The following is a 20,946-nucleotide window of genomic DNA, read 5'->3' as shown; positions in this document are numbered from 1 at the left end:
TAATGCTGCTTACTGCGCGCCGAGCTTCTTGATCAGCGCGTCGAGCTGTTCGAGCTCTTCTTCCGTCAGATCGGTCAGCGGCGCGCGCACCGGACCCGCATCGTGGCCGACGAGCTTCGCGCCCGCCTTGACGATCGACACGGCATAACCCGCCTTGCGATTGCGGATCTTCAGGTACGGCAGGAAGAATTCGTCGATCAGCTTGCCGACGGTCGCGTGGTCGTCCGCCGCGATTGCGCGGTAGAAGTCCATCGCCGTCTTCGGGATGAAGTTGAACACCGCCGACGAGTACACCGGCACGCCCAGCGCCTTGTACGCCGCTGCGTAGACTTCGGCCGTCGGCAGGCCGCCGAGGTACGAGAAGCGGTCGCCGAGACGGCGGCGGATCGTCACCATGTTCTCGATTTCGCCCACGCCGTCCTTGAAGCCGATCAGGTTCGGGCAGCTGTCTGCCAGTTGCTCCAGCATGTCGGCGTTGAGCTTCGAATTGGCGCGGTTATAGATGATCACGCCCATGTTCGGCACGGCCTTGCACACTTCCTCGGCGTGCACGCGGATGCCATCCTGCGACGCTTCCGTCAGATAGTGCGGCATCAGCAGCACGCCTTGCGCGCCTTGCTTCTCGGCTTCCTGCGCGAACGCGATGGCCGTGCGGGTCGGGCCGCCGGCGCCCGCGAGGATCGGCACCTTGCCGCGGCACACTTCGGTGGCCGTCTTCACGATCTGCGAATATTCGGGTTGCGTCAGCGAGAAGAACTCGCCCGTGCCGCCCGCGACGAACAGCGCTGAAGCACCGTACGGAGCCAGCCATTCGAGGCGCTCCGCGTAGGTATCTGCGCGGAAGTTGCCTTGTTGGTCGAAGTCCGTCACGGGGAAGGAGAGCAGGCCTTCGGAAACGATTTGCTTCAGTTCTTGCGGTGTCGTCATGGTGAATATCTCGTTGGTCAGCGACCGGCGGGTGCCGAGCTTATAAGTCATCGTACAACATGAGATGACATCGGACAACCGTTTTAAGCCAATAGAATCAACGGATACGGGTAAATACTAAGCAATTGTGACTCTCTATGTTGTAGGATGACATAACTCCAGCCGCAAGCCGCGCGGTGTGTCCGCTCAAGGATTCGTCAGAATGAATCAGTCCCCTCTCTATATTCGCGTCCACCCGGACGACAACGTCGCGATCGTCGTCAATGACGGCGGTCTGGGCGAAGGCGCCGCCTTCTCCGATGGCCTCGTGCTGCGCGAGCGCGTGCCGCAAGGCCACAAGGTCGCGCTGAAGGATCTCGCGGAAGGCGAGGCCGTGATGCGCTACAACGTGGTGATCGGCTATGCGACGAAAGCGTTGCCGAAGGGAAGCTGGGTGAACGAGCACGTCACGCGCATGCCGGCGTCGCCGGAACTGCACGACCTGCCCATCGCGACGATCAAGGCGCCGGACGAATCGCCGCTGGACGGCTTCACGTTCGAGGGCTATCGCAACGCGGACGGCTCGGTCGGCACGCGCAACATCCTCGCGATCACGACCACTGTGCAGTGCGTCGCGGACGTGGTGCAGCACGCGGTCACGCGCATCAAGGCGGAACTGCTGCCGCAGTATCCGAATGTCGACGATGTCGTGAGCCTCGGTCACACCTACGGCTGCGGCGTGGCGATCGACGCCCCGGACGCGATGGTGCCGATCCGCACCGTGCGCAACATCGCGCTGAATCCGAACTTCGGCGGCGAAGTGATGATGGTGAGTCTCGGCTGCGAGAAGCTTCAGCCCGAGCGCCTGATGCCGCCCGGCACCATTCCGATCGCGGCGGCAACCGCGCAGACGGAAGACGTGGCCGATATCGGCGACAACACCCACGACGACAACGGCGGCACAGTCGTTCTGCAGGACGAGGCGCATGTCGGCTTCGGCTCGATGATCGATTCGATCATGCGGATGGCCGACACGCATCTGAAGCGGCTGAACAATCGCCGTCGCGAGACGTGTCCGGCGGCGGATCTCGTCGTCGGTGTGCAATGCGGCGGCAGCGACGCGTTTTCCGGCCTGACGGCGAATCCGGCGGTCGGCTTCGCGACGGATCTCATCGTGCGCGCGGGCGGGACGGTGATGTTCTCGGAAGTCACGGAAGTGCGCGACGGCGTCGCGCAACTCACGGCGCGCGCGGCGAACGGCGACGTGGCGCAGGCGATCATCCGCGAGATGCAGTGGTACGACGATTACCTGAAGCGCGGCGGCGCGGACCGCAGCGCGAACACCACTCCGGGCAACAAGAAGGGCGGGCTGTCGAACATCGTCGAGAAGGCGATGGGGTCCATCGTCAAGTCGGGCAGCTCGGCCATTTCAGGCGTGCTGTCGCCGGGCGAGAAGGTGACGCAGAAGGGTTTGATCTACGCGTCGACGCCCGCGAGCGATTTCATCTGCGGCACGCTGCAACTCGCGGCGGGCATCAACCTGCATGTGTTCACGACCGGGCGCGGCACGCCTTATAGTCTCGCCGAAGTGCCGGTGCTCAAGGTCGCGACGCGCTCGGATCTCGCGCGCCGCTGGCACGATCTGATGGATGTGAACGCGGGCACCATCGCGACGGGCGAAGCGACCATCGCCGATGTGGGCTGGGAGCTGTTCCGGCTGATGCTGGATGTTGCGAGCGGGAAGAAGCAGACGAAGGCGGAGGCGTTGAAGCTGCATAACGCGCTCGTGCTGTTCAATCCGGCGCCGGTGACGTGATTCGAACCGCGCTCGCTGCAGGAAAAACTGCCTCGCCTCGTGCGGGGCATTTTTTTGGCACGATGGAGTCGGTCCAACTCGTCGCCCGGGCGTGAACCCATGACACCCATCCCCCGCACCGTCTGGGCCCTAGGCTTCGTCAGCCTGTTCATGGACCTGTCTTCCGAACTGGTGCATGCGCTGCTGCCGATCTACCTCGTCACGACCATGGGGATGAGCGTCACCGCGCTCGGCGCGCTGGAGGGCGCAGCCGAAGCGACCGCGATGATCGTGAAGATCTTCTCCGGATCGCTCAGCGACTGGCTCGGCCGCCGCAAGGGCCTCTTGCTGTTCGGCTACGGCCTCGCCGCATTGACGAAGCCGCTGTTCCCGCTCGCCGATACTTCCACGATGGTCGTGACGGCGCGTCTGCTCGACCGCTTCGGCAAGGGCATTCGCGGCGCGCCGCGCGATGCGCTCGTCGCCGATATCGCGCCGCCAGCCATTCGCGGCGCCTGCTTCGGCCTGCGGCAATCGATGGACACGATCGGCGCGTTTGCTGGCCCGCTGCTCGCGATCGCGCTGATGCTCGCGCTGTCCGATCACATCCGGGCGGTGCTCTGGTTCGCGACAGTTCCGGCGTTCATCGCCATCGTCATTATTCTGTTCGGGGTTCGCGAACCGGAACGTACGCCCGCGCAGGGCGCATTCCGCGCGCCGCTCCACTGGCGGTCGATGCGCGAGTTTTCCGGGCGCTACTGGTATGTCGTCGGCATCGGCGCGACGTTCACGCTCGCGCGTTTCAGCGAGGCGTTTCTGGTGCTGCGCGCCCAGCAGACGGGACTCGACATCGCCTGGATTCCCGGCGTGATGGTGATGATGAGCCTTACGTATTCGCTGAGCGCGTATCCCGCCGGCGTGTTGTCGGACCGATGGGATCCGCGCGCTCTGCTCGCCTGCGGCCTCGTTTTGCTGATCGCGGCCGATGTGCTGCTCGGCGCGGGCGCATCGATGATCACGCTGTTCGCAGGCGTCGCGGTATGGGGACTTCACATGGGTTTCACGCAGGGCATTCTCGCGGCGATGGTCGCCGAAGCGGCGCCGCCGTCGCTGCGCGGCACCGCATTCGGCGTGTTCAATCTCGCGAGCGGCATGTGCATGCTGCTGTCGAGCACGGTCGCCGGGTGGCTCTGGGATCGCAGCGGCGCATCGACGACGTTCTTTGCAGGCGCCGCGATCGCGGTGATCCCGCTCGTCATGTGCATGCTGGCGCCGCGCTCGAAATAACGCCTCAAGCCGCGTAGCGCGCAGCCGGCGTGTTGGTCGACAGCTCCGGCGCCATCGCCTGCCGCGCCGCTTCGTACGCGTCCCACTTCGCGCCGTCGTGCAGCGGTGGAATCGTCACGAGTTCACCACGATCGAAGCCGACGAGCGCCGCATCGACCAGATCGCCCGCGGACATGATGATCGCCTGGTCCAGATTTTCCATCGGCAGGCCGCCCGTTTCCCAGAAATCGGTCGCGGTGGCGCCGGGCAGCACGGCCTGAATCTGCACGCCCTTGCCCGACAGTTCGCGATGCAACGATTGACTGAACGCGAGCACGAACGCCTTGGTGCCGCCGTACACCCCATTGAGAATCTCCGGCGCGATGCCGACGATCGACGCGATATTAATGACCGCACCCTTGCCGCGCGCAACGAAGCCCGGCACCGCCGCGTACGTGAGACGCGTGAGCGCGGTCACGTTCAGGTCGATCATGCGCGTCATCGCGTCGACGTCGCTGTCGAGCAAGGGCGTATGCGTGCCGACGCCCGCGTTGTTGACCAGCAGCGTGATGCTCGCGTCCTGCTTCAGTTTCGCTTCGACGGCGGCGAGCGCGTGGCGGTCGTTCAGATCGGCATCGAGAATTTCGACGTTGCGGCGCGTCTCGTTCGTGATGCGCTCGGCGAGCGTTGCGAGCCGGTCGCGATTGCGAGCGACGAGAATGAGGTCGTAGCCGCGGCGCGCGAGACGCTCCGCATAGACCGCGCCGATGCCGGAAGATGCGCCCGTGACGAGCGCGGTGCCAAGATAAGTCTGCGTCATGATTTCACTCCGTTCGATAATTGCGTGAGTGAATGATGAGCCCGTTTGACCGTGACGCAAATGACGTATATGATACTGATTCAGGACATGACAGCGGAACAGAAAAATGCATCGCGTCGGCTTTTTGTTGAGTGAAGGCTTCCAGGTGATGGCGCTGGCGTCGCAATCGGTGTTCGAGTATGCGAATGTCGTTGCGGGTGAAGCGTTCTACGGAATCGAAAACTATTCGACGACGGGCGGCGAGGTGCGCTCGTCGCTCGGCATGAAAGTGGACACGCGGCCTATCACCCCGCGCACCTCGATGGACACGTGGATCGTCGCGGGCGTCAACTCGCCGCTCACCACGCCCGCGCCCGCCGATGTGCTCGCGTTCCTGCGTCGCCGGGCCGGCAAGCGCGCGCGGCGCATCGCGGGCGTCTGCACGGGCGGCTTCGTGCTGGCGGAAGCGGGCCTGCTCGCGAACCGCCGCGCGACCACGCATTGGGCGTACGCGCGCGAGATGCAGCAGCGCTTTCCGGATGTGCGTGTGGAAGAGGACCGCATCTTTATCGTCGATGGTCCGGTGTGGACCTCGGCGGGCATGACGGCCGGACTCGATCTCGCGCTCGCGATGGTCGAGAAGGACCTCGGCGCGGACGTGGCGCGTTCCGTCGCGCACAAGCTCGTGATGCACCAGCGCCGCGCGGGCGGGCAGTCGCAGCATTCGGAGATGCTCGATCTCGCGCCGAAGACGGACCGCATCCAGAACGCGCTGAACTATGCGCGCAAGCATCTGAGCCGGCCATTGACGGTCGAGGAACTCGCGGGCGAGGCGCATCTGAGCCCGCGTCAGTTCAGCCGCGTGTTCACGCTGGAAACGGGGCAGTCGCCGGCGAAGGCCGTCGAAGGCTTGCGGCTGGAGGCGGCGCGCCTGATGATCGAAAAGAGCCGCCATTCGCTCGAAACGATCGCGCAGGAAACGGGTTTCAGAGACCGGCGTCACATGCGCGAGGCGTTCATGCGCGGCTTCGGCGTGCCGCCGCAGGAAGTGCGGCGCGAAGCGCGGACGCTGGCCTGAACCCATACTTTTTACGCACGACAAGGACACGCTGTGCCGAAGATCAACCCTCAACGCTTGCTGAACGACCTCAAACATCTGCGCACATTCGGCGCGACGGGGCCGGGCGTCGTGCGCCTGTCGCTGTCGCCGGTCGATATGGACGCGCGTCGCTGGCTCGCGGGCCGCATGAGCGACGCAGGACTGAGCGCAACCATCGATGGCGTCGGCACCGTGTTCGGCCGTTCGCGCAACGCCGGCCCGGCGCTCCTGATCGGCTCGCACACCGATACCCAGCCGACCGGCGGCTGGCTCGACGGCGCGCTCGGCGTCATCTACGGTCTGGAGATTGCGCGCGCGCTCGCCGAATGCGAGGAGACGCGCCATTTCGCCGTGGACGTCGCTTCGTGGATCGACGAAGAGGGCACGTTCTCGGGCTTTCTCGGCAGCCGCAGTTTCGTCGGTGAAAACGTCGATGAAGCCATTCGCGGCGCGCGCGATCGCGAAGGCGTGCTGCTCGGCGATGCGCTCAGGCAGGCCGGGATCATCGACGCGCCGCGGGTGCGCCTCGACAGGACGCGATACACGGCGTACCTGGAGCCGCACATCGAGCAGGGCGGCCGTCTGGAAGCGCACGGCAAGTCGATCGGCGTGGTGACGACCATCGTCGGCATACGGGAAATGAAACTGCGTTTCACGGGCCAGCGCAACCACGCGGGCACCACGCCCATGGCGATTCGACGCGACGCGGGCGCGGCGCTCGTCGCGTTTATCGCGCGCATGGACGAAGCGTTCCGTGCACTCGCCGACGCCGATACCGTGTGGACGGTCGGACGCATCGAGCTCGATCCCGGCTCGTTCAGCGTGGTGCCGGGCGCGGCGACCATGCATCTGCAGTTTCGCGACGCCAGCGCCGAACGTCTGCACGCGATGGAAACATCGCTCGCCGCGCTGATTCGCGACTTCAACGCGCAAGGCAAGGTGAGCGTCGCCATGATCGACAGCGAACCGCCCGAAGAACCCGTCGTGATGGACACCGCGTTGCAGGCGCAACTCGCCGACGCGGCCGAAGCGCTCGCGCCGGGGCAATGGGAGCGCATGCCGAGCGGCGCGTCGCACGATGCGCAGGTGATCGCGCATCATGTGCCCGCCTGCATGCTGTTCGTGCCGAGCATCGGCGGAATCAGTCACGACTTCGTCGAGAACACGGCCGAGGCGCATATCGTGCTGGGTTGCGAAGTGGCGGCGAGTGCGGCGGCGGCCATCCTGCGCAATGGTTCCGGATCGTTGCGCAGACAACAATAGTCGGGCGCGCGAGGCCCATCGCTGTAACGCGCCCGCGCGCGCGGCTTGTAATCCCCGGCACCTAACATATTCTTCCTCAGTGCGATAAGCGAACCGGGGGACGATCATGAGCGATGTTCCTGCAGCCGATGCAGCCGCGAACGCCAGAGCCGCCGCGAGCGAAGTGTCCGGCTATGCATTCCAGCATGACGTCGTGCGGAATCTCATTTGCCGTCAGGCGCGTTATCCCGACATCGCCACCCAGCAGGACTGGTACATGGCGCTCGCCTTCAGCGTGAGGGATCGCATGCTCGCGCGCTGGGCCGCATCGACCAAAAGCTACAAGTCGAAGGACGTGAAGGTCGCCTGCTATCTTTCGGCGGAATTCCTGATCGGTCCGCAACTCGGCAATAACCTGCTCAATCTCGAGATGGAAGCCGAAGCGCGCGAAGCAATGCATGCGCTCGGCCAGAATCTCGACGGCCTGCTCGCGCTGGAAGAAGAGCCGGGCCTCGGCAACGGCGGTCTGGGACGCCTCGCCGCGTGCTATCTGGATTCGCTCGCGACGTTGCAGATACCCGCCATCGGCTACGGCATCCGCTACGAGTTCGGCATCTTCGATCAGGAAATCCGCGACGGCTGGCAGGCGGAAATCACGGACAAGTGGCTTCAGAAGGGCAATCCGTGGGAGATCGTGCGGCCCGATGTGAGTTGCTATGTGTCCTTCGGCGGCCACACGCAAAGCGACACGGACGCCGAAGGCCGGCTGCGCGTGCGCTGGATTCCCGCGCGCCAGGTGAAAGGCGTCGCGTGCGATATGCCGATGCAAGGTTATCGCGTCGATACCTGCAACATCCTGCGTCTGTGGAAGAGCGAAGCGGTCGAGTCGTTCGACTTTCAGGACTTCAATGCGGGCGAATACTACGAGGCCGTCGAGGAAAAGGTGGTCTCCGAGACGCTGTCGAAAGTGCTCTATCCGAACGACGAGCCCGAAGCCGGCAAGCGTCTGCGTCTCGCGCAGCAGTATTTCTTCGTGTCCTGCTCGCTTCAGGACATGCTGCGCCTGATGGATGCGAAGGGCACGCCGATCGACCAATTCGCCGACCTCTTCGCCGCGCAGCTCAACGATACGCATCCGTCCGTCGCGGTGGCGGAGCTGATGCGCCTGCTCATCGACGAACGTCTGCTTTCGTGGGATGCGGCGTGGGACATCACGCGGCGCACGCTCGCCTATACGAATCACACGCTGTTGCCCGAAGCGCTCGAAACATGGGGCTTGCCGCTCTTTCAGAGCCTGTTGCCGCGCCCGCTGGAGATCATTTACGAAATCAATCGCCGCTTTCTCGATGAGGTGCGCCGCCGATTCCCCGGCGACGATGCGCGCATCAAACGCATGTCGCTCATCGACGAAACCGGCGACAGAAAAGTGCGGATGGCGAATCTCGCGACGGTCGGCAGTCATGCGGTCAATGGCGTAGCGGCGCTGCATTCCGACTTGCTGAAACAGACCGTGCTGCACGATTTCGCGGAGATGTTCCCGGAACATTTCCTCAACGTGACGAACGGCGTCACGCCGCGCCGCTTTCTGATGCTGAGCAATCCTGGGCTCGCGCGCCTGCTCGACAAGACCATCGGCGATGGATGGCGCAGCGATCTCGCACGCCTCGATGCGCTGGCCGCCCACGCCGACGACTCCGCCTTTCACGATGCATGGCGCGCAATCCGGCGCGACAACAAGACGGCGCTCGCTGCGCGCATCACAAACACGACAGGCATCGACGTCGATCCGGACGCGCTGTTCGACATCCAGGTGAAACGCATCCACGAATACAAGCGGCAGCATCTGAATGCGCTTTACATCATCAGTCTTTATCGACGGCTGTGCCGCAATCCCGAACTCGACACGGCCTCGCGCTGCTTCATCTTCGGCGGAAAGGCCGCGCCGGGCTATGCGATGGCGAAACTCATCATCCGCCTGATCAACGGGATCGCGGAAGTCGTGAACAACGATCCGGCGGTCCGTGGCCGGATGAAAGTCGTCTTCTATCCGGACTTCAATGTGAAGAACGGGCACTGGGTCTATCCTGCCGCGGACCTCTCCGAGCAGATATCGACAGCGGGCAAGGAAGCGTCCGGCACCGGCAACATGAAGTTCATGATCAACGGCGCGCTGACCATCGGCACGCTGGATGGCGCGAACGTGGAGATACGCGAGGAAGCGGGCGCGGAAAACTTCTTTCTGTTCGGCCTCACCGCGCAGCAAGTGGACGAGCTGAAGCACGCAGGCTATCGGCCCGCTGAATACGCGCAAGGACATGATGACTTGCGCGATGCGCTCGATCAGATCGCGCAAGGGCGCTTCTCGCGCGGCGACACGGCGATGTTCCGCCCGCTGCTCGATAACCTGCTGCAACACGATCCGTTTCTCGTGCTCGCCGATTTCGCGGATTACGTCGCGTGCCAGGACCGCGTGAGCCAGGCATGGCGCGACGCGCGGCAATGGACGCGCATGTCGATCATGAACACGGCGCGCTCGGGCAAGTTCTCGTCGGACCGCGCGATCGCCGAGTATTGCGAGCGCATCTGGAAGACGCATCCCGTGAGGATCGATCTTGCTCAGCCCTGAGGCGCAGGGTCGCGACGGCTATCGCACGCGGCCCGGTTCGCGCTTTCCGCTCGGCGCGAAGGTCGTGCCGGGCGGCGTCAATTTCTGCGTGTTCTGCCGCCATGCGACGCGTCTCGAACTGCTGCTCTATGCATCCGAGGAAAGCGCCGAGCCGTTTCAGATCGTCGAACTCACGAGCGACGTGAACCGCACGTTCTTCTTCTGGCATGTGCTGGTCGAGGGTCTTCCGCTGCGTTGCTGCTTTACATGGCGCGCATATGGCCCGCTCGGCGTGCCGCAGATGAGCGACGAGGCCGCGGCAGCCAAGGAACTGCTCGATCCCAACGCGCGCGGCGTGAGCGACCGCTTCTATGATCGCAGGCAGGCGGCTGGCGAGGGTGCCGCAGGTCACGCGTCGTTGCGAGCGATCGTCACCGAGCCGCTCGACCGCCCCGACGACGATGTCGAAGTCCGCACGCTCGACGACGCCATCATCTACGAACTGCACGTGGGCGGCTTCACGCGGCATCCGTCGAGCGGCGTGCGCCATCCCGGCACGTTCGCGGGGCTCATCGAGAAGATTCCTTATCTGCAGGCGCTCGGCATCACGCATGTCGAACTGCTCCCGGTGATGGCCTTCGACGAGCAGGACATTCCCGACTTCGCCGCCGCGCGCGGGCTGCGCAACTACTGGGGCTACAGCACGCATAGCTTCTATAGTCCGCATCCGCGCTATTGCGTCGAGCCGGCGCGTGCGCCGCAGGAATTCCGTGCCTTCGTCGATGCCTTGCATGCGGCGGGCATCCGCGTGCTGCTCGATGTCGTGTTCAATCACACATCGGAAGCGGGCAGGAACGGGCCGGTGATCCACTTCAAGGTGTTCGCCAACGAAGCCTTCTATCAGGTCGATGTGAACGATGCGCGGCATTATCGCGACTACACGGGTTGCGGCAATACCGTCAACTGCAATCATCCGCTGGTATCGGCGTTCATCATGCGCTGCCTCGAATACTGGGTGCGCGAACTCGACGTCGATGGCTTTCGCTTCGATCTCGCGAGCGTCTTCGCGCGCGGCGAGAACGGCGAGGTGCTGCGCACGCCTTACTTGCCGTGGGCGATGGAAGCGTCGCCGGTGCTCGCGCGCGTGCCGCTGATCGCCGAAGCGTGGGACGCGAGCGGCCTCTATCACGTCGGCGCGTTTCCGGGCATGGCATGGGCCGAATGGAACGGACGCTATCGCGATGTGGTCCGGCGCTTCGTGCGCGGCGATCCGGGCCTGGTCGGCGACGTCTGCACGTGCATCGCGGGCAGCGCGGATCTGTATCAGGAAGACGGCAGGCTGCCCGCGAACAGCATCAATTTCGTCACCTGTCACGACGGCTTCACGTTGAGCGATCTCGTCAGCTACAACGCCAAGCACAACGAGGCGAACGGCGAGGACAACCGCGATGGCAGCAACGACAATATGTCGTGGAATTGCGGCGCGGAAGGCGAGACGGACGATCCGGCGATCATCGGCATGCGTCGTCGGCAGGCGCGCAATCTCATGGCGATACTGTTGCTGAGCCAGGGCGTGCCGATGCTGCTCGCCGGCGACGAGATCCTGCGCAGCCAGCACGGCAACAACAACGCGTTCTGTCAGGACAACGCCCTCTCGTGGATGGACTGGCAACTCACCGGCGACGCGCTCGATATGCTGCGCTTCGTGCGCGAGATGATCGCGCTGCGCAAGCGTCACGCGAGCCTGCGCCGCCGGCGCTTTCTGACCGGGCGGCCCGCGAACGGGCAGACGCATCCGGATGTAGCATGGCACGGCGAACGCCTCGACGCGCCCGCATGGCACGACCCCGGCGCGCGTTTCGTCGCGTTCACGCTGGCGGGGCAGACGCCCGACGAGCCGATGCTGCACATCGTGTTCAATATGCACGACGATGCGCGCGACGTCGCGCTTCCCGCGTCCGACGATCGATGCTGGCACAGAATCGTCGATACGGCCGCCGAATCGCCGCAAGACATTGTGCCGCATGCCGAAACGGCACAAACCGAACGTGGGCAGTGCCGCGTCGAAGGGCGCAGTGTCGTCGTGCTCGAAAAGCATTGATGTGCACGGTGGTGCTGGACTGTGCGCCGTAAAGCGCCTTTAATGTCCGTGTACTGCTGCGTTGGCCCATCTACAGGAGGCGGCATGGAGGCAGTGAGAACGTTCCTCGAGAATCAATCGCTGTTTGCGCTCTTTCTGACGATCGCGCTGGGCTATCTGATCGGCGAGATCAATATAAAGGGCGTGGCGCTTGGCTCCGGCGCGGTGCTGTTCGTCGGGCTTGCGATTGGTGCATTCGCGCCGAAGTCCGCGCCGCCTCCGTTGCTGGGCACTTTGGGGCTGCTGCTGTTCCTGTACGGCATCGGCATTCAGTACGGGGCGCAGTTCTTTCGCGGGCTCACCAGCCGCGAGGGGATGAAGGCGAACGCTGCCGCGTGCATTGGCGTGGTGGTCGCGGGTCTCGTGTCGTGCGGCTTCATGCACTTCGGCATCAAGCTCGCCGATTCGCTCGGCATGTTCGCCGGCAGCGGCACCAGCACGGCGAGCCTGCAGGTCGCGATCGCGTCGATGAACAGCAACGACGCCGCCGTCGCGTACAGCATCTCGTATCCGTTCGGCGTCGCCGGGCCGATTCTGTTCATCTACCTCCTGAACGTCCTGCTCAAGGTCAAGATACAGAAGCCGCCGGCGAAGCTGATCGAAACGGCGGAGATCGCGCTCAGGAACGCAAGCCTGTTCGGCCTCAAGCTGTCGGAGCTCGCGAGCCGGCTTCCGTCGGGCGTGGTGATCGCGGCGGTGCGGCGCGCGCATCACAATCAGTTGCCCACGCCAGACTTCACCTTGCGCGCGGACGACGTGCTGCTCGCCACCGCCACCGACCGGCGTCTGCTCGACGAAGCCACCGCGCTGTGCGGCGAATCGCAGCCGGGGCGCATGGCGAGTCATCGCGAGGATCTCGACTACATGCGTGTGTTCGCGTCGAATCCGGCGGTCGTCGGCATGGCGCTCGGCGACATTCGCTTTCCCGATGGCGTGAGCTGCGCGATCGCGCACGTGCGCCGTGGCGACGCCGACATGGTCTCGGCGCCCGATCTCATCCTCGAGGCGGGAGACCGCGTCGGCCTGCTCGTCAATCGCGCGCATCAGGCGACCATGCGTACCTTCTTCGGCGATTCGATCAAGGGCACGGCGGATCTCAGCTTCATCTGCCTCGGCATCGGTGCGGCGGTGGGCTTGCTGGTCGGCGCGATTCCGCTGCCCGTGCCCGGCCTCGGCGCGTTCAGCCTCGGACTCGCGGCGTTGCTGCTGGTGGCGCTGTGTCTCGGCAAGGCGCGGCGCAACGGGCCGTTCGTGTGGGTGATGCCGCTGTCGGCGAATCTCGTGTTGCGCAATCTCGGCCTGACGATCTTTCTCGCGCAAGTGGGCATTTCATGCGGGCCGAAGTTCGTCGCGACCGTGGGCTCGGCCGGGCCATTGTTGCTGATCTACGGCGTGATCACGCTGCTGGTTCTCGTCGCCGTGACCGCCGTCTGCTGCCTGTGGATTTTCCGCCTGCCGTTCGATACGTCGGTCGGCGTGATTTGCGGCGCGACCGGCAATCCGGCGATCCTCGCGTTCGCCAATCGCATCGCACCGACCGATCAGCCCGACATCATGTACGCGATGATTTTCCCTTCGATGACCATCGTCAAAGTGCTTTTCGTGCAGATCGCCATATCGCTTGCCGCAGGATAGGCTTTGCCCCACCATGCCGGATCGAACGTCAGAAGGAGCACATCATGGAAGTGGCGATCTACAGCTCGACACCCTACGAGCGGCAGTACATCGACGAGGCGAACAAGACCGAGAACCACAAGCTCCGGTACCACGACATGTCGCTCGATATGGATACCGTCGAGCTTGCGGCGGGTTATGGCGCGGTGTGCGTCTTTGTCAATGACAAGGCGGATGCCGAGGTGCTCGAAGCGCTGCACAAGGGCGGCACGCGCCTGGTCGCGCTGCGCTGCACGGGCTTCAACAACGTCGATCTCGCCGCCGCCGCGAAACTCGGCATCAAGGTGGTGCGCGTCGTCAACTATTCGCCGAACTCGGTGGCGGAGCATGCGGTTGCGCTGCTGCTCGCGATCAATCGCAAGGTGCATCGCGCCTACAACCGCACGCGCGATTCGAACTTCTCGCTCGACGGCCTGATCGGCTTCGATCTGTACGGCAAGACGGTCGCGGTGGTCGGCACCGGCAAGATCGGCTGCGTGTTCGCGAAGATCATGCAGGGCTTCGGCTGTCATGTGTTCGGCTACGATCCCTATCCGTCGAAGGAGTTCGAGGCGCTCGGGCTGCGCTATGCGACCTCCGGCGAAATCGGCGAGCGCGCGGACATCGTCGCGCTGTTCTGTCCGTTGACGCCGCAGACGCATCACATCATCAACTCGGAGTCGCTCAAGCGGGCGAAGCCCGGCGCGTTGCTCGTCAACACCAGCCGCGGCGCGCTGATCGACACGGAAGCCGTCATCGAAGCGTTGAAGACCGGCCAGTTGGGCGGCCTCGCGATCGATGTCTACGAACAGGAGGCGGATCTGTTCTTTCGCGACCTGTCGAGCGAAATCATCACCGACGACATCTTTCAGCGGCTCGTTTCGTTTCCCAATGTCATCGTGACGGGGCATCAGGCATATCTGACGCGCGAAGCGTTGACCACCATCTGCGAGACCACATTGCAGAGCATCACCGCGTTCGAGAAGAATCAGCCCTTGGTCAATGAAGTGAAGGTCGCGTAGCGGCGCGCGCCGATGGCCGCCGGGGATTCGCCACAGGAACGCGCGCGAGAGCCGGTGCTCGACACGGTCGATCGCGTGTCCGAGCTGTGCTTCGGGCTGTTCATGGCGCTGACGTTCGTCGGTACGGTATCGGCGACGACAGGCGGCGACGCCGCGGGCCGCAAGATGCTCTATACGGCCTTCGGCTGCAATCTCGCGTGGGGTCTCGCCGATGCCGTCATGTATCTCGTCCGCACGATCGCGGACCGCGCGCGCAGGCACGCGCTCGCGCTTTCCATCCAGCGTGAGCGCGACGCGGCGGCGGGCGTGCGCGCCTTGCGCGAGCGCCTATCCACGGCGCTCGACCCGTTCGTCTCCGACGCCGATCTCGAAGCCATCCGCAAGCGCATCGCCGCGAGCACGAGCCTGCCCGAACGCGCGCGTTTCATGCGCGGCGACTTTCTCGCGGCACTGGGCATCTTCATCATCATCGTGCTTTCCACGTTTCCTGTCGCCGCGCCTTTTGTCCTCGTCAGACACGTGCCGACCGCGCTGCTGATATCGCGGGTGCTGACGCTTGCGATGCTGTTCTTCTGCGGCTTCGCGCTGGGCGGCTATGCGGGCTGGAGCGGCTGGAAAGCAGGCCTTTCGATGATGGCGCTGGGCGTGCTCCTGACGATGGCGATCATCGCCCTGGGCGGGTAATTAAACGTTGAAATCACGGACGGACGAGCGAATAAATACCTACGCCGTCGTTCTTGTAATCGCGAAAGCGTTCGCATATCTTGCAATGACAACTTCAGCGCGCATCGAGCTGCAAACGGCACTACGAAAATATATAGACGCTGTTCCGATCTCAGGCTTCTTCACGCATTCGACGCTTCACGGCTCGATGCGGGTACAAGACGATGCGCAAACTCATGAGCGTGCTTCTCGTCGCGTCCGCGCTCGCCTGCGGTGCCAGCGTGTGCGCGCAAGCGCCGGTGGCGAGCACGGACGCGCCCGCGCCTGTCGCGATGACTCCGGCTGACCTGGACAGGCTCGTCGGACCGATCGCGCTCTATCCCGACGATCTCATCGCGATCATTCTGCCCTCGTCGACCTATCCGATCGAGATCGTGCAGGCTGACCGCTTTCTCGAGCGCAGAAAGATCGACAAGGATCTGCCTGTGAACGAAGCATGGCAGGACCCGGTGAAAGCGCTTCTCAATTACCCGGAAGTCGTCAAGAAGTTGAGCAACGATCTCGACTGGACCGTTGCGCTCGGCGAAGCGGTGGTCGCGGATCAAAGCGCCGTTTTGCAGGCCGTGCAGCGTTTTCGGCGGCAGACTCAGTCAGTCGGCAATCTCACGACCGATGACAAGCAGACGATCGTCGTCGAGAAGGAAGTGATCAGGATCGTGCCGTCGAATCCCGAAGTCATCTATGTGCCGCAGTACAACCCGGCCACGGTCATCGTGAGCAGTCCGACGCCGGTCTACGCCTATGCGCCCGCGCCTTATCCCGTCTATTACTATCCGTACGCGCCCGGGGCGGCGTTCGCGACCGGTCTGATATGGGGCGCGGCGATTACCGCCGTGTGGCACGGCGGGCACTACGAAACCAACTACAACGGCGGCAACAACACGATCAACATCAATCGCGAGGGAAACGTCAATCGCACCGACGTGAAGAACGAGTTGAGCAATCGCGCGGCGAATCGCGGCGCAACAGGATCGCAACAGTCGAGCACCTGGCGCTCGGAGAAGAAGCCCGGACAGGTGTCGGGCACGACTGCCCGCGCCTCCGGGCAACGCGTCGGCGATGCGCCTTCGCGCGCAGGCGGCGGTGCACAGGGCGCAGCGGGGCGCGCGCCGATGGCCGCGCAGAACGCCGGCAACTTTCAGGGACGCGGCGGCGATGCGTTCAGCGGCTATGGCTCTGCACAGAACGCACGAGCGGACGGAGCGCGCGGCGCGGCGAGCCGGCAATCGATGTCGGGCGCGCAAGGCGGCCGCAGCTTCCAGGGCGGCGGCGGCTTCTCCGGAGGCGGCCGCGGCGGATTCGGCGGCGGCGGTCGCAGTGGACGTCGATAGGAGCCGGATCATGAACATATCGACGCGCTTGTTGATTGCGTTGGCAACCCTCACGATGCTGCTCGCGCCAATACGCGTTCTCGCCGCCGAACAGCAGCAGACGTTCGCGACGCCCGACGAAGCCGTGAGCGCGCTGGAACAGGCGCTCAAGTCGAACGATGACGCGGCGCTCATCGCGATCTTCGGCGACGCGCACAAGCGCCTCGTCGTGACGCCCGATGAAGCGGAGAATCGCGAACTGCGCGCTAATGCGCTCGCCGAATTCAGCGCGTATCACGCGCTGGAGCAAACGTCGTCCGACCGCCGCATTCTGCGCATCGGCGACGAAGCGTGGCCGATGCCGATTCCGCTCGTGCGCGAACACGGCGCGTGGCGGTTCGCGACCGAAGAGGGCGAGCAGGAAGTGCTGGACCGGCGCATCGGGGCGAACGAGCGCGAGGCGATCAAGGTGCTGCGCGCGTATCTCGATGCACAACGCGAGTACGCGACCAAAGATCGCATGGGAGACGGCGTGCTGCAGTACGCGCGCAAGCTGGGCAGTTCGCCGGGCAAGCGCGACGGACTCTATTGGCCCGCCGATGAATCGAAGGGCGAAGAGCCGAGCCCCTTCGGACCCTTGATCGCCGCGAGCACGAATTATTTCAAGAATCGAAACCCGGGTGACGCTTATCACGGATATTATTTTCGTATCCTAACCAAGCAGGGAAAGCATGCGCCAGGTGGCCCGTTCAGCTATATCATCAACGGGCGCATGCTCGCAGGCTTCGCGATGGCCGCTTATCCAGCACAGTACGGCGAGAGCGGCGTGATGACTTTCATTGTCAACAACAATGGAGTCGTGTATCAGAAGAATCGCGGCGGATCTGCCGCGCCGCTGACGGAGTTCGATCCCGATGCATCCTGGACCCGCGTGCAGGAACGCTGATCAAAGGGCATGCGCGGTATCGCTGGACCATTGAATCGCTTGAACTCTTGAACTCAGGCAAGGAGTCGCCATGAATGCATATAAATTGCGTGCGGGCTGCGCCATCGTGATCGCCGTGATGGCGCTCGATGCCATCGCGCAGAGCAAGCCGATCGCTTACCCAGCCAAAGGTCAAAGCGCCCAACAACAGCAAAACGACGATGGCGCGTGCTATAGCTGGGCGAAGAGCAACACGGGCATCGACCCGGCCACCGCATCGGCGGCGCCGCCACCGCAAGGCGGCGCGGCGGTGGGCGGCGGCCAGCGCGTGGGTGGCGCGGCGCGCGGTGCGGCCGGTGGCGCTGCGATCGGCGCGATCGCCGGCGATGCCGGCAAGGGCGCGGCCGTCGGCGCGGTAGCGGGCACGATGGCAGGCGGCGCGCGCGCGCGGCAGGAAAAACGCGCGCAGCAGGCCAACGCGCAAGCCCAGAGTCAGGGCACGATGAACACGTACTACCGCGCATGGGCGGCGTGCATGCAGGGACGCGGTTACTCGATTCAGTAACCTCATTGCGGTGCGGCTGAAACCAGGAGCGCGATCATGAAGCGTGTGAGCCTCATTGTCTTGTCATGCCTTGCGATATCCACGAGCGCATTGTCCGCCGGGCCCGAAACCGACGTGAGCGTCGTGCGCGACGCGAACGGCGCCACGGTGCAGGGCACCGCCAAGGTGACGGCGACGATCGTCGGCATCGATCCGGCGACGCGCACCGTCACGCTGAAAACGGCGGCGGGCAAGGTGATCGAACTCGAAGTCACGAACGAGGCGCGCAACTTCGACCAGCTCGCCCTCGGCGATGTCGTGACCGCGCAGTATCGTCAATCGTTGACGCTGAGCCTGCTCGACAAAAAGACGGAGGCATCGCGTTCGGAGAAGGACACGTCCGAGCGCGCGCCGCGCGGCGCGAAGCCGGGCGGAGAGCTAGGCCGCGAAGTGACGATCATCGCGGATGTGGTCGGCGTCGACCGTCATGCCAAGACTGTCACGTTGCGCGGACCGCGCGGCCAGACGGTGGATCTGCTCGTGGAGGACCCCGAGCGCCTGAAGCACTTGAAGAAGGGCGATCAGGTGAAAGCGGTCTACACGGAAGCGCTTGCAATCGCCGTGGAGCCCGCCACGACGAAATAAGCGAGAACGCCGGTCACGGCGACGCGGGAGAGACCAATGAAAAAACGCTTTGCATGTGCGTGCGTCGTCGTGCTCACGCTCGCGAGCTGCGCACAGCCCGAGCAGCGCGTGCAGCCCGGCATGGATCAGCAGGCGATCATCGCGAAGCTGGGGCCGTCGAAGGAAACCTACGATTTGCCCAACGGCGGCAAGCGTCTGATGTGGCCTACGCAACCGATGGGTTCGACGACCACCGCCGTCGATCTCGACGCGTCGGGCAATACCGTCAGTGTGCGGCAAGTGCTTCAGGAAAAAGAGTTCTATCGCGCCGTGGTCAACAAATGGACGCGCAACGACGTGATGGTCGCATTTGGCAGACCCTTCGAAACGGCGTAATTCAAACGGATGGATCGGGAGGTATGGTCGTACCGGTATATGGAGAACAACATCGACCACATGATCTTCAACTTCTATTTCGACCCGCAAGGCATACTCACACAGACGCAGAAGCAGCCGGACCCGAAATTCGATCCCAGTCAGCGAAACAGGTTCTGACGTCGCTCGCTAGAAGCTGACGGCGAAGCCAAACGACACACCGTGCACGTTGTGGCCGAAGACGTAACGCACCATCGCGCGCGTGCGCGTGATGACGACGGGATACTTGCTGCTATCGAGTTCGAGGCCCACGCCGAGCGAGGTCAGGTCGTTGAAGCCGAGTACGCCGGCGCTGTCGCCGAAGTAATGCGAGTACGCGGTTTCGAGCACGTAGCGCACCGGCCGGTCGAGTGCGGCAAAGCCCGTCGGCGCACGCCAGCGCGCCCAGAGGCTGAACTGCTGCGCCGTCGCCGAACCCTGCACGGCTTCCGACGAACTGCCGAAGCTGCGTAAATAGATATCGGTTGCGCGCAGTTCGACATCGACCTCGTAGTGCTCGCGATAGTGCTCCAGATCCAGCATCAGCGAGCCGCCAAGGCCGTACGCGTTTAGCGCGCCGTCTTCGAGGAACTGGAGGTTGGTGTTGGCGACACGGTTGACCACGCTCTGCGCGACGCGCAGATCGCTCGCGACACGGCCGATCATGCCGTTGAGGATCGGCCGCAGGCGCAACTCGTTGGTGATCGGGATGTCCCAGCCGATACCGATCGTCGTGCTCGCGGTGTTCCATTTCGCCGGCACCGGGCGTTGCTGATTGCCTTCGGTCGCGATGAAGGTCGGATCGTAGCGGCTGTACGCGACGGTGCCCTCGAGATAGAGCGGAAACGACCTGCTCATGGTGAAGCCGCCGCCGAGCTGCGTCTGGCCGAAGCCCGGGTTACCGGTCGCGCCGCTGTTGATGGAGAGCGAACTCGTCGTGACGTCCGGCACCGCCGTGTACGACATGATCGCGAGCACGGCGTTCGCGTAGTTCTTGACGTTGGTCCCGACCACGGCGCGGTCCGGCGCGGCTTGCGCGTGCACGGCCACTGGCGCGACGGCGAGCAGGATGAGCATCGAAACGATGAACGACCGGCTCGAAGAGAGGATCGGCTTTCGCATGAGCGGAGCGCACCCGAACGTTGAACGGCGATTGGTCGTACATTGCCCGATCCACGGTCACACGCAGAGAATGTAGTCTACCGATCGCCGTACGCCAAGTGCGGGAGATGCACGTACGTTCACACGGCGACCCAGATTTGCCTAAACTGGAGCTATCTCGCGCAACGCATCGGGGAGACGTCGATGAGACTGAATGAGCCGCGCATGGTGGTTGCCTCGATCGGTGTATTCATCTGGCTCGGCGGCCTCTACTTCACGATTCACGGTCTCCTGTACGACATGACGCGCGAGTTTCGCTACGGCATGTGGGCGCTCGGCATCGGCATCGTGATTTTCGTCGTCGCGTTGAATCCGCTTGCGCAACGCAGGTCGGGAAAGCGCGATGGATCGACCTGATCGCTCGTTCGTGTACTAGGCTGTAGAAGCACCACAGAACTCAACGGAGAATCTCGCAATGGGTGATCTTTGGCTAGGCAATGTAGAAGAATCCACGACCGATGACGAAATCCGGCAGTTTCTCTGCAATTACGGCTTTCCTCCGTACGATTCGATTCAGCGCGTGCCCGGCACCGGAGAGCATCCGGCCGCGGTCGTGAGTTTCGATACGGTCGAGCCGCACGTACTGCGCACGTTTCAGCCGCGCATCCACAACATGTTCTGGAAGAATCGCACGCTCGTGGTGCAGGTCATGCCCGAGCGCAACGAAACCTGAGCGCATCGTGACCGGCCTGCCGCCATTTGCCGCTCGCTTCGTCGC

The 20,946-nt window shown here is 64.0% G+C and carries 18 protein-coding genes and 1 pseudogene; 16 read left to right on the top strand and 3 right to left on the bottom strand.

Going from position 1 to position 20,946, the window contains the following annotated elements; genetic code table 11:
• Positions 1 to 9 precede the first annotated feature (9 nt).
• A complete protein-coding gene (gene kdgD / locus BTHE68_RS30495; RefSeq protein ID WP_162070028.1) occupies positions 10 to 927 on the bottom strand; it encodes a 5-dehydro-4-deoxyglucarate dehydratase in 918 nt (305 codons plus the stop codon).
• A 202-nt stretch (positions 928 to 1,129) separates the two neighbouring features.
• Here kdgD and garD point away from each other — a divergent pair, with 202 nt between their 5' ends.
• The gene (garD, locus tag BTHE68_RS30490) at positions 1,130 to 2,722 is read left to right on the top strand and encodes a galactarate dehydratase (RefSeq protein WP_162070027.1); all 1,593 of its coding nucleotides are present in this window, start codon (positions 1,130 to 1,132) and stop codon (positions 2,720 to 2,722) included.
• A 99-nt stretch (positions 2,723 to 2,821) separates the two neighbouring features.
• Positions 2,822 to 3,988 (top strand): MFS transporter, encoded by a 1,167-nt coding sequence (locus tag BTHE68_RS30485; protein ID WP_162070026.1) that lies wholly within the window; start codon positions 2,822 to 2,824, stop codon positions 3,986 to 3,988.
• Positions 3,989 to 3,992: 4 nt separating this feature from the next.
• On the opposite strand, the gene BTHE68_RS30480 is transcribed toward BTHE68_RS30485, so the two are convergent.
• Entirely contained in the window at positions 3,993 to 4,787 is a 795-nt protein-coding gene (locus BTHE68_RS30480) for an SDR family NAD(P)-dependent oxidoreductase (RefSeq protein WP_162070025.1), read from the bottom strand.
• Between the two features lie 106 nt (positions 4,788 to 4,893).
• Between BTHE68_RS30480 and BTHE68_RS30475 the strand changes: the two genes are divergently transcribed.
• The 12 genes and pseudogenes from BTHE68_RS30475 (at position 4,894) to BTHE68_RS30420 (ending at position 19,208) form a co-directional block, all read left to right on the top strand.
• Entirely contained in the window at positions 4,894 to 5,844 is a 951-nt protein-coding gene (locus tag BTHE68_RS30475; protein WP_162070024.1) for a GlxA family transcriptional regulator, read from the top strand.
• 33 nt (positions 5,845 to 5,877) lie between these two features.
• Complete coding sequence (locus BTHE68_RS30470) at positions 5,878 to 7,128, top strand: Zn-dependent hydrolase (RefSeq protein WP_162070023.1); 1,251 nt, start codon at positions 5,878 to 5,880, stop codon at positions 7,126 to 7,128.
• A 106-nt stretch (positions 7,129 to 7,234) separates the two neighbouring features.
• A complete protein-coding gene (locus BTHE68_RS30465; RefSeq protein WP_162070022.1) occupies positions 7,235 to 9,733 on the top strand; it encodes a glycogen/starch/alpha-glucan phosphorylase in 2,499 nt (832 codons plus the stop codon).
• Positions 9,717 to 11,813 carry a glycogen debranching protein GlgX gene (glgX, locus tag BTHE68_RS30460; RefSeq protein WP_502710628.1) on the top strand — a complete coding sequence of 699 codons (2,097 nt, stop codon included), beginning with the start codon at positions 9,717 to 9,719 and terminating at the stop codon, positions 11,811 to 11,813. The genes BTHE68_RS30465 and glgX overlap by 17 nt, the downstream gene beginning before the upstream one ends.
• Before the next feature lie 84 nt (positions 11,814 to 11,897).
• A complete protein-coding gene (locus tag BTHE68_RS30455; protein ID WP_162070020.1) occupies positions 11,898 to 13,487 on the top strand; it encodes an aspartate:alanine exchanger family transporter in 1,590 nt (529 codons plus the stop codon).
• Positions 13,488 to 13,531: 44 nt separating this feature from the next.
• Positions 13,532 to 14,527, top strand: coding sequence for a 2-hydroxyacid dehydrogenase (locus BTHE68_RS30450; protein WP_162070019.1), 996 nt, complete (start codon positions 13,532 to 13,534; stop codon positions 14,525 to 14,527).
• A gap of 12 nt (positions 14,528 to 14,539) precedes the next feature.
• Positions 14,540 to 15,211, top strand: coding sequence for a hypothetical protein (locus tag BTHE68_RS30445; protein ID WP_162070018.1), 672 nt, complete (start codon positions 14,540 to 14,542; stop codon positions 15,209 to 15,211).
• Positions 15,212 to 15,426: 215 nt separating this feature from the next.
• Complete coding sequence (locus tag BTHE68_RS30440) at positions 15,427 to 16,581, top strand: DUF3300 domain-containing protein (protein ID WP_232078270.1); 1,155 nt, start codon at positions 15,427 to 15,429, stop codon at positions 16,579 to 16,581.
• Between the two features lie 10 nt (positions 16,582 to 16,591).
• Positions 16,592 to 17,506 (top strand): DUF2950 domain-containing protein, encoded by a 915-nt coding sequence (locus BTHE68_RS30435; RefSeq protein ID WP_232078268.1) that lies wholly within the window; start codon positions 16,592 to 16,594, stop codon positions 17,504 to 17,506.
• Positions 17,507 to 17,576: 70 nt separating this feature from the next.
• Positions 17,577 to 18,050 carry a glycine zipper domain-containing protein gene (locus tag BTHE68_RS30430; RefSeq protein WP_162070016.1) on the top strand — a complete coding sequence of 158 codons (474 nt, stop codon included), beginning with the start codon at positions 17,577 to 17,579 and terminating at the stop codon, positions 18,048 to 18,050.
• Between the two features lie 36 nt (positions 18,051 to 18,086).
• Entirely contained in the window at positions 18,087 to 18,674 is a 588-nt protein-coding gene (locus BTHE68_RS30425) for a hypothetical protein (RefSeq protein ID WP_162070015.1), read from the top strand.
• A 36-nt stretch (positions 18,675 to 18,710) separates the two neighbouring features.
• Positions 18,711 to 19,208 (top strand): annotated as a pseudogene (locus BTHE68_RS30420) (hypothetical protein).
• 9 nt (positions 19,209 to 19,217) lie between these two features.
• On the opposite strand, the gene BTHE68_RS30415 reads toward BTHE68_RS30420, so the two are convergent.
• On the bottom strand, positions 19,218 to 20,144 hold the full coding sequence (locus tag BTHE68_RS30415) for a hypothetical protein (RefSeq protein WP_502710627.1): 927 nt from the start codon (positions 20,142 to 20,144) through the stop codon (positions 19,218 to 19,220).
• Between the two features lie 228 nt (positions 20,145 to 20,372).
• Here BTHE68_RS30415 and BTHE68_RS30410 point away from each other — a divergent pair, with 228 nt between their 5' ends.
• Together BTHE68_RS30410 and BTHE68_RS30405 are read left to right on the top strand one after the other, a co-directional pair.
• Positions 20,373 to 20,585 carry a DUF2964 family protein gene (locus BTHE68_RS30410; protein ID WP_225936489.1) on the top strand — a complete coding sequence of 71 codons (213 nt, stop codon included), beginning with the start codon at positions 20,373 to 20,375 and terminating at the stop codon, positions 20,583 to 20,585.
• Positions 20,586 to 20,643: 58 nt separating this feature from the next.
• The gene (locus BTHE68_RS30405; RefSeq protein WP_162070013.1) at positions 20,644 to 20,901 is read left to right on the top strand and encodes an RNA recognition motif domain-containing protein; all 258 of its coding nucleotides are present in this window, start codon (positions 20,644 to 20,646) and stop codon (positions 20,899 to 20,901) included.
• Positions 20,902 to 20,946: the final 45 nt, after the last annotated feature.

The sequence above is a fragment of the Burkholderia sp. THE68 genome, from assembly GCF_009938265.1.
In the GTDB taxonomy this organism is placed as follows: Bacteria; Pseudomonadota; Gammaproteobacteria; order Burkholderiales; family Burkholderiaceae; genus Caballeronia.
The sequence above is the reverse complement of the archived record's forward strand: the minus strand, read 5'-3'. Positions and strand labels throughout refer to the sequence as shown.

Coding starts and splice junctions, on each gene's coding strand:
- kdgD (WP_162070028.1), bottom strand. CDS start 927: ATGACGACACCGCAAGAACTGAAGCAAATCGTTTCCGAAGGCCTGCTC.
- garD (WP_162070027.1), top strand. CDS start 1,130: ATGAATCAGTCCCCTCTCTATATTCGCGTCCACCCGGACGACAACGTC.
- BTHE68_RS30485 (WP_162070026.1), top strand. CDS start 2,822: ATGACACCCATCCCCCGCACCGTCTGGGCCCTAGGCTTCGTCAGCCTG.
- BTHE68_RS30480 (WP_162070025.1), bottom strand. CDS start 4,787: ATGACGCAGACTTATCTTGGCACCGCGCTCGTCACGGGCGCATCTTCC.
- BTHE68_RS30475 (WP_162070024.1), top strand. CDS start 4,894: ATGCATCGCGTCGGCTTTTTGTTGAGTGAAGGCTTCCAGGTGATGGCG.
- BTHE68_RS30465 (WP_162070022.1), top strand. CDS start 7,235: ATGAGCGATGTTCCTGCAGCCGATGCAGCCGCGAACGCCAGAGCCGCC.
- BTHE68_RS30455 (WP_162070020.1), top strand. CDS start 11,898: ATGGAGGCAGTGAGAACGTTCCTCGAGAATCAATCGCTGTTTGCGCTC.
- BTHE68_RS30450 (WP_162070019.1), top strand. CDS start 13,532: ATGGAAGTGGCGATCTACAGCTCGACACCCTACGAGCGGCAGTACATC.
- BTHE68_RS30445 (WP_162070018.1), top strand. CDS start 14,540: ATGGCCGCCGGGGATTCGCCACAGGAACGCGCGCGAGAGCCGGTGCTC.
- BTHE68_RS30440 (WP_232078270.1), top strand. CDS start 15,427: ATGAGCGTGCTTCTCGTCGCGTCCGCGCTCGCCTGCGGTGCCAGCGTG.
- BTHE68_RS30435 (WP_232078268.1), top strand. CDS start 16,592: ATGAACATATCGACGCGCTTGTTGATTGCGTTGGCAACCCTCACGATG.
- BTHE68_RS30430 (WP_162070016.1), top strand. CDS start 17,577: ATGAATGCATATAAATTGCGTGCGGGCTGCGCCATCGTGATCGCCGTG.
- BTHE68_RS30425 (WP_162070015.1), top strand. CDS start 18,087: ATGAAGCGTGTGAGCCTCATTGTCTTGTCATGCCTTGCGATATCCACG.
- BTHE68_RS30415 (WP_502710627.1), bottom strand. CDS start 20,144: ATGCTCATCCTGCTCGCCGTCGCGCCAGTGGCCGTGCACGCGCAAGCC.
- BTHE68_RS30410 (WP_225936489.1), top strand. CDS start 20,373: ATGAGACTGAATGAGCCGCGCATGGTGGTTGCCTCGATCGGTGTATTC.
- BTHE68_RS30405 (WP_162070013.1), top strand. CDS start 20,644: ATGGGTGATCTTTGGCTAGGCAATGTAGAAGAATCCACGACCGATGAC.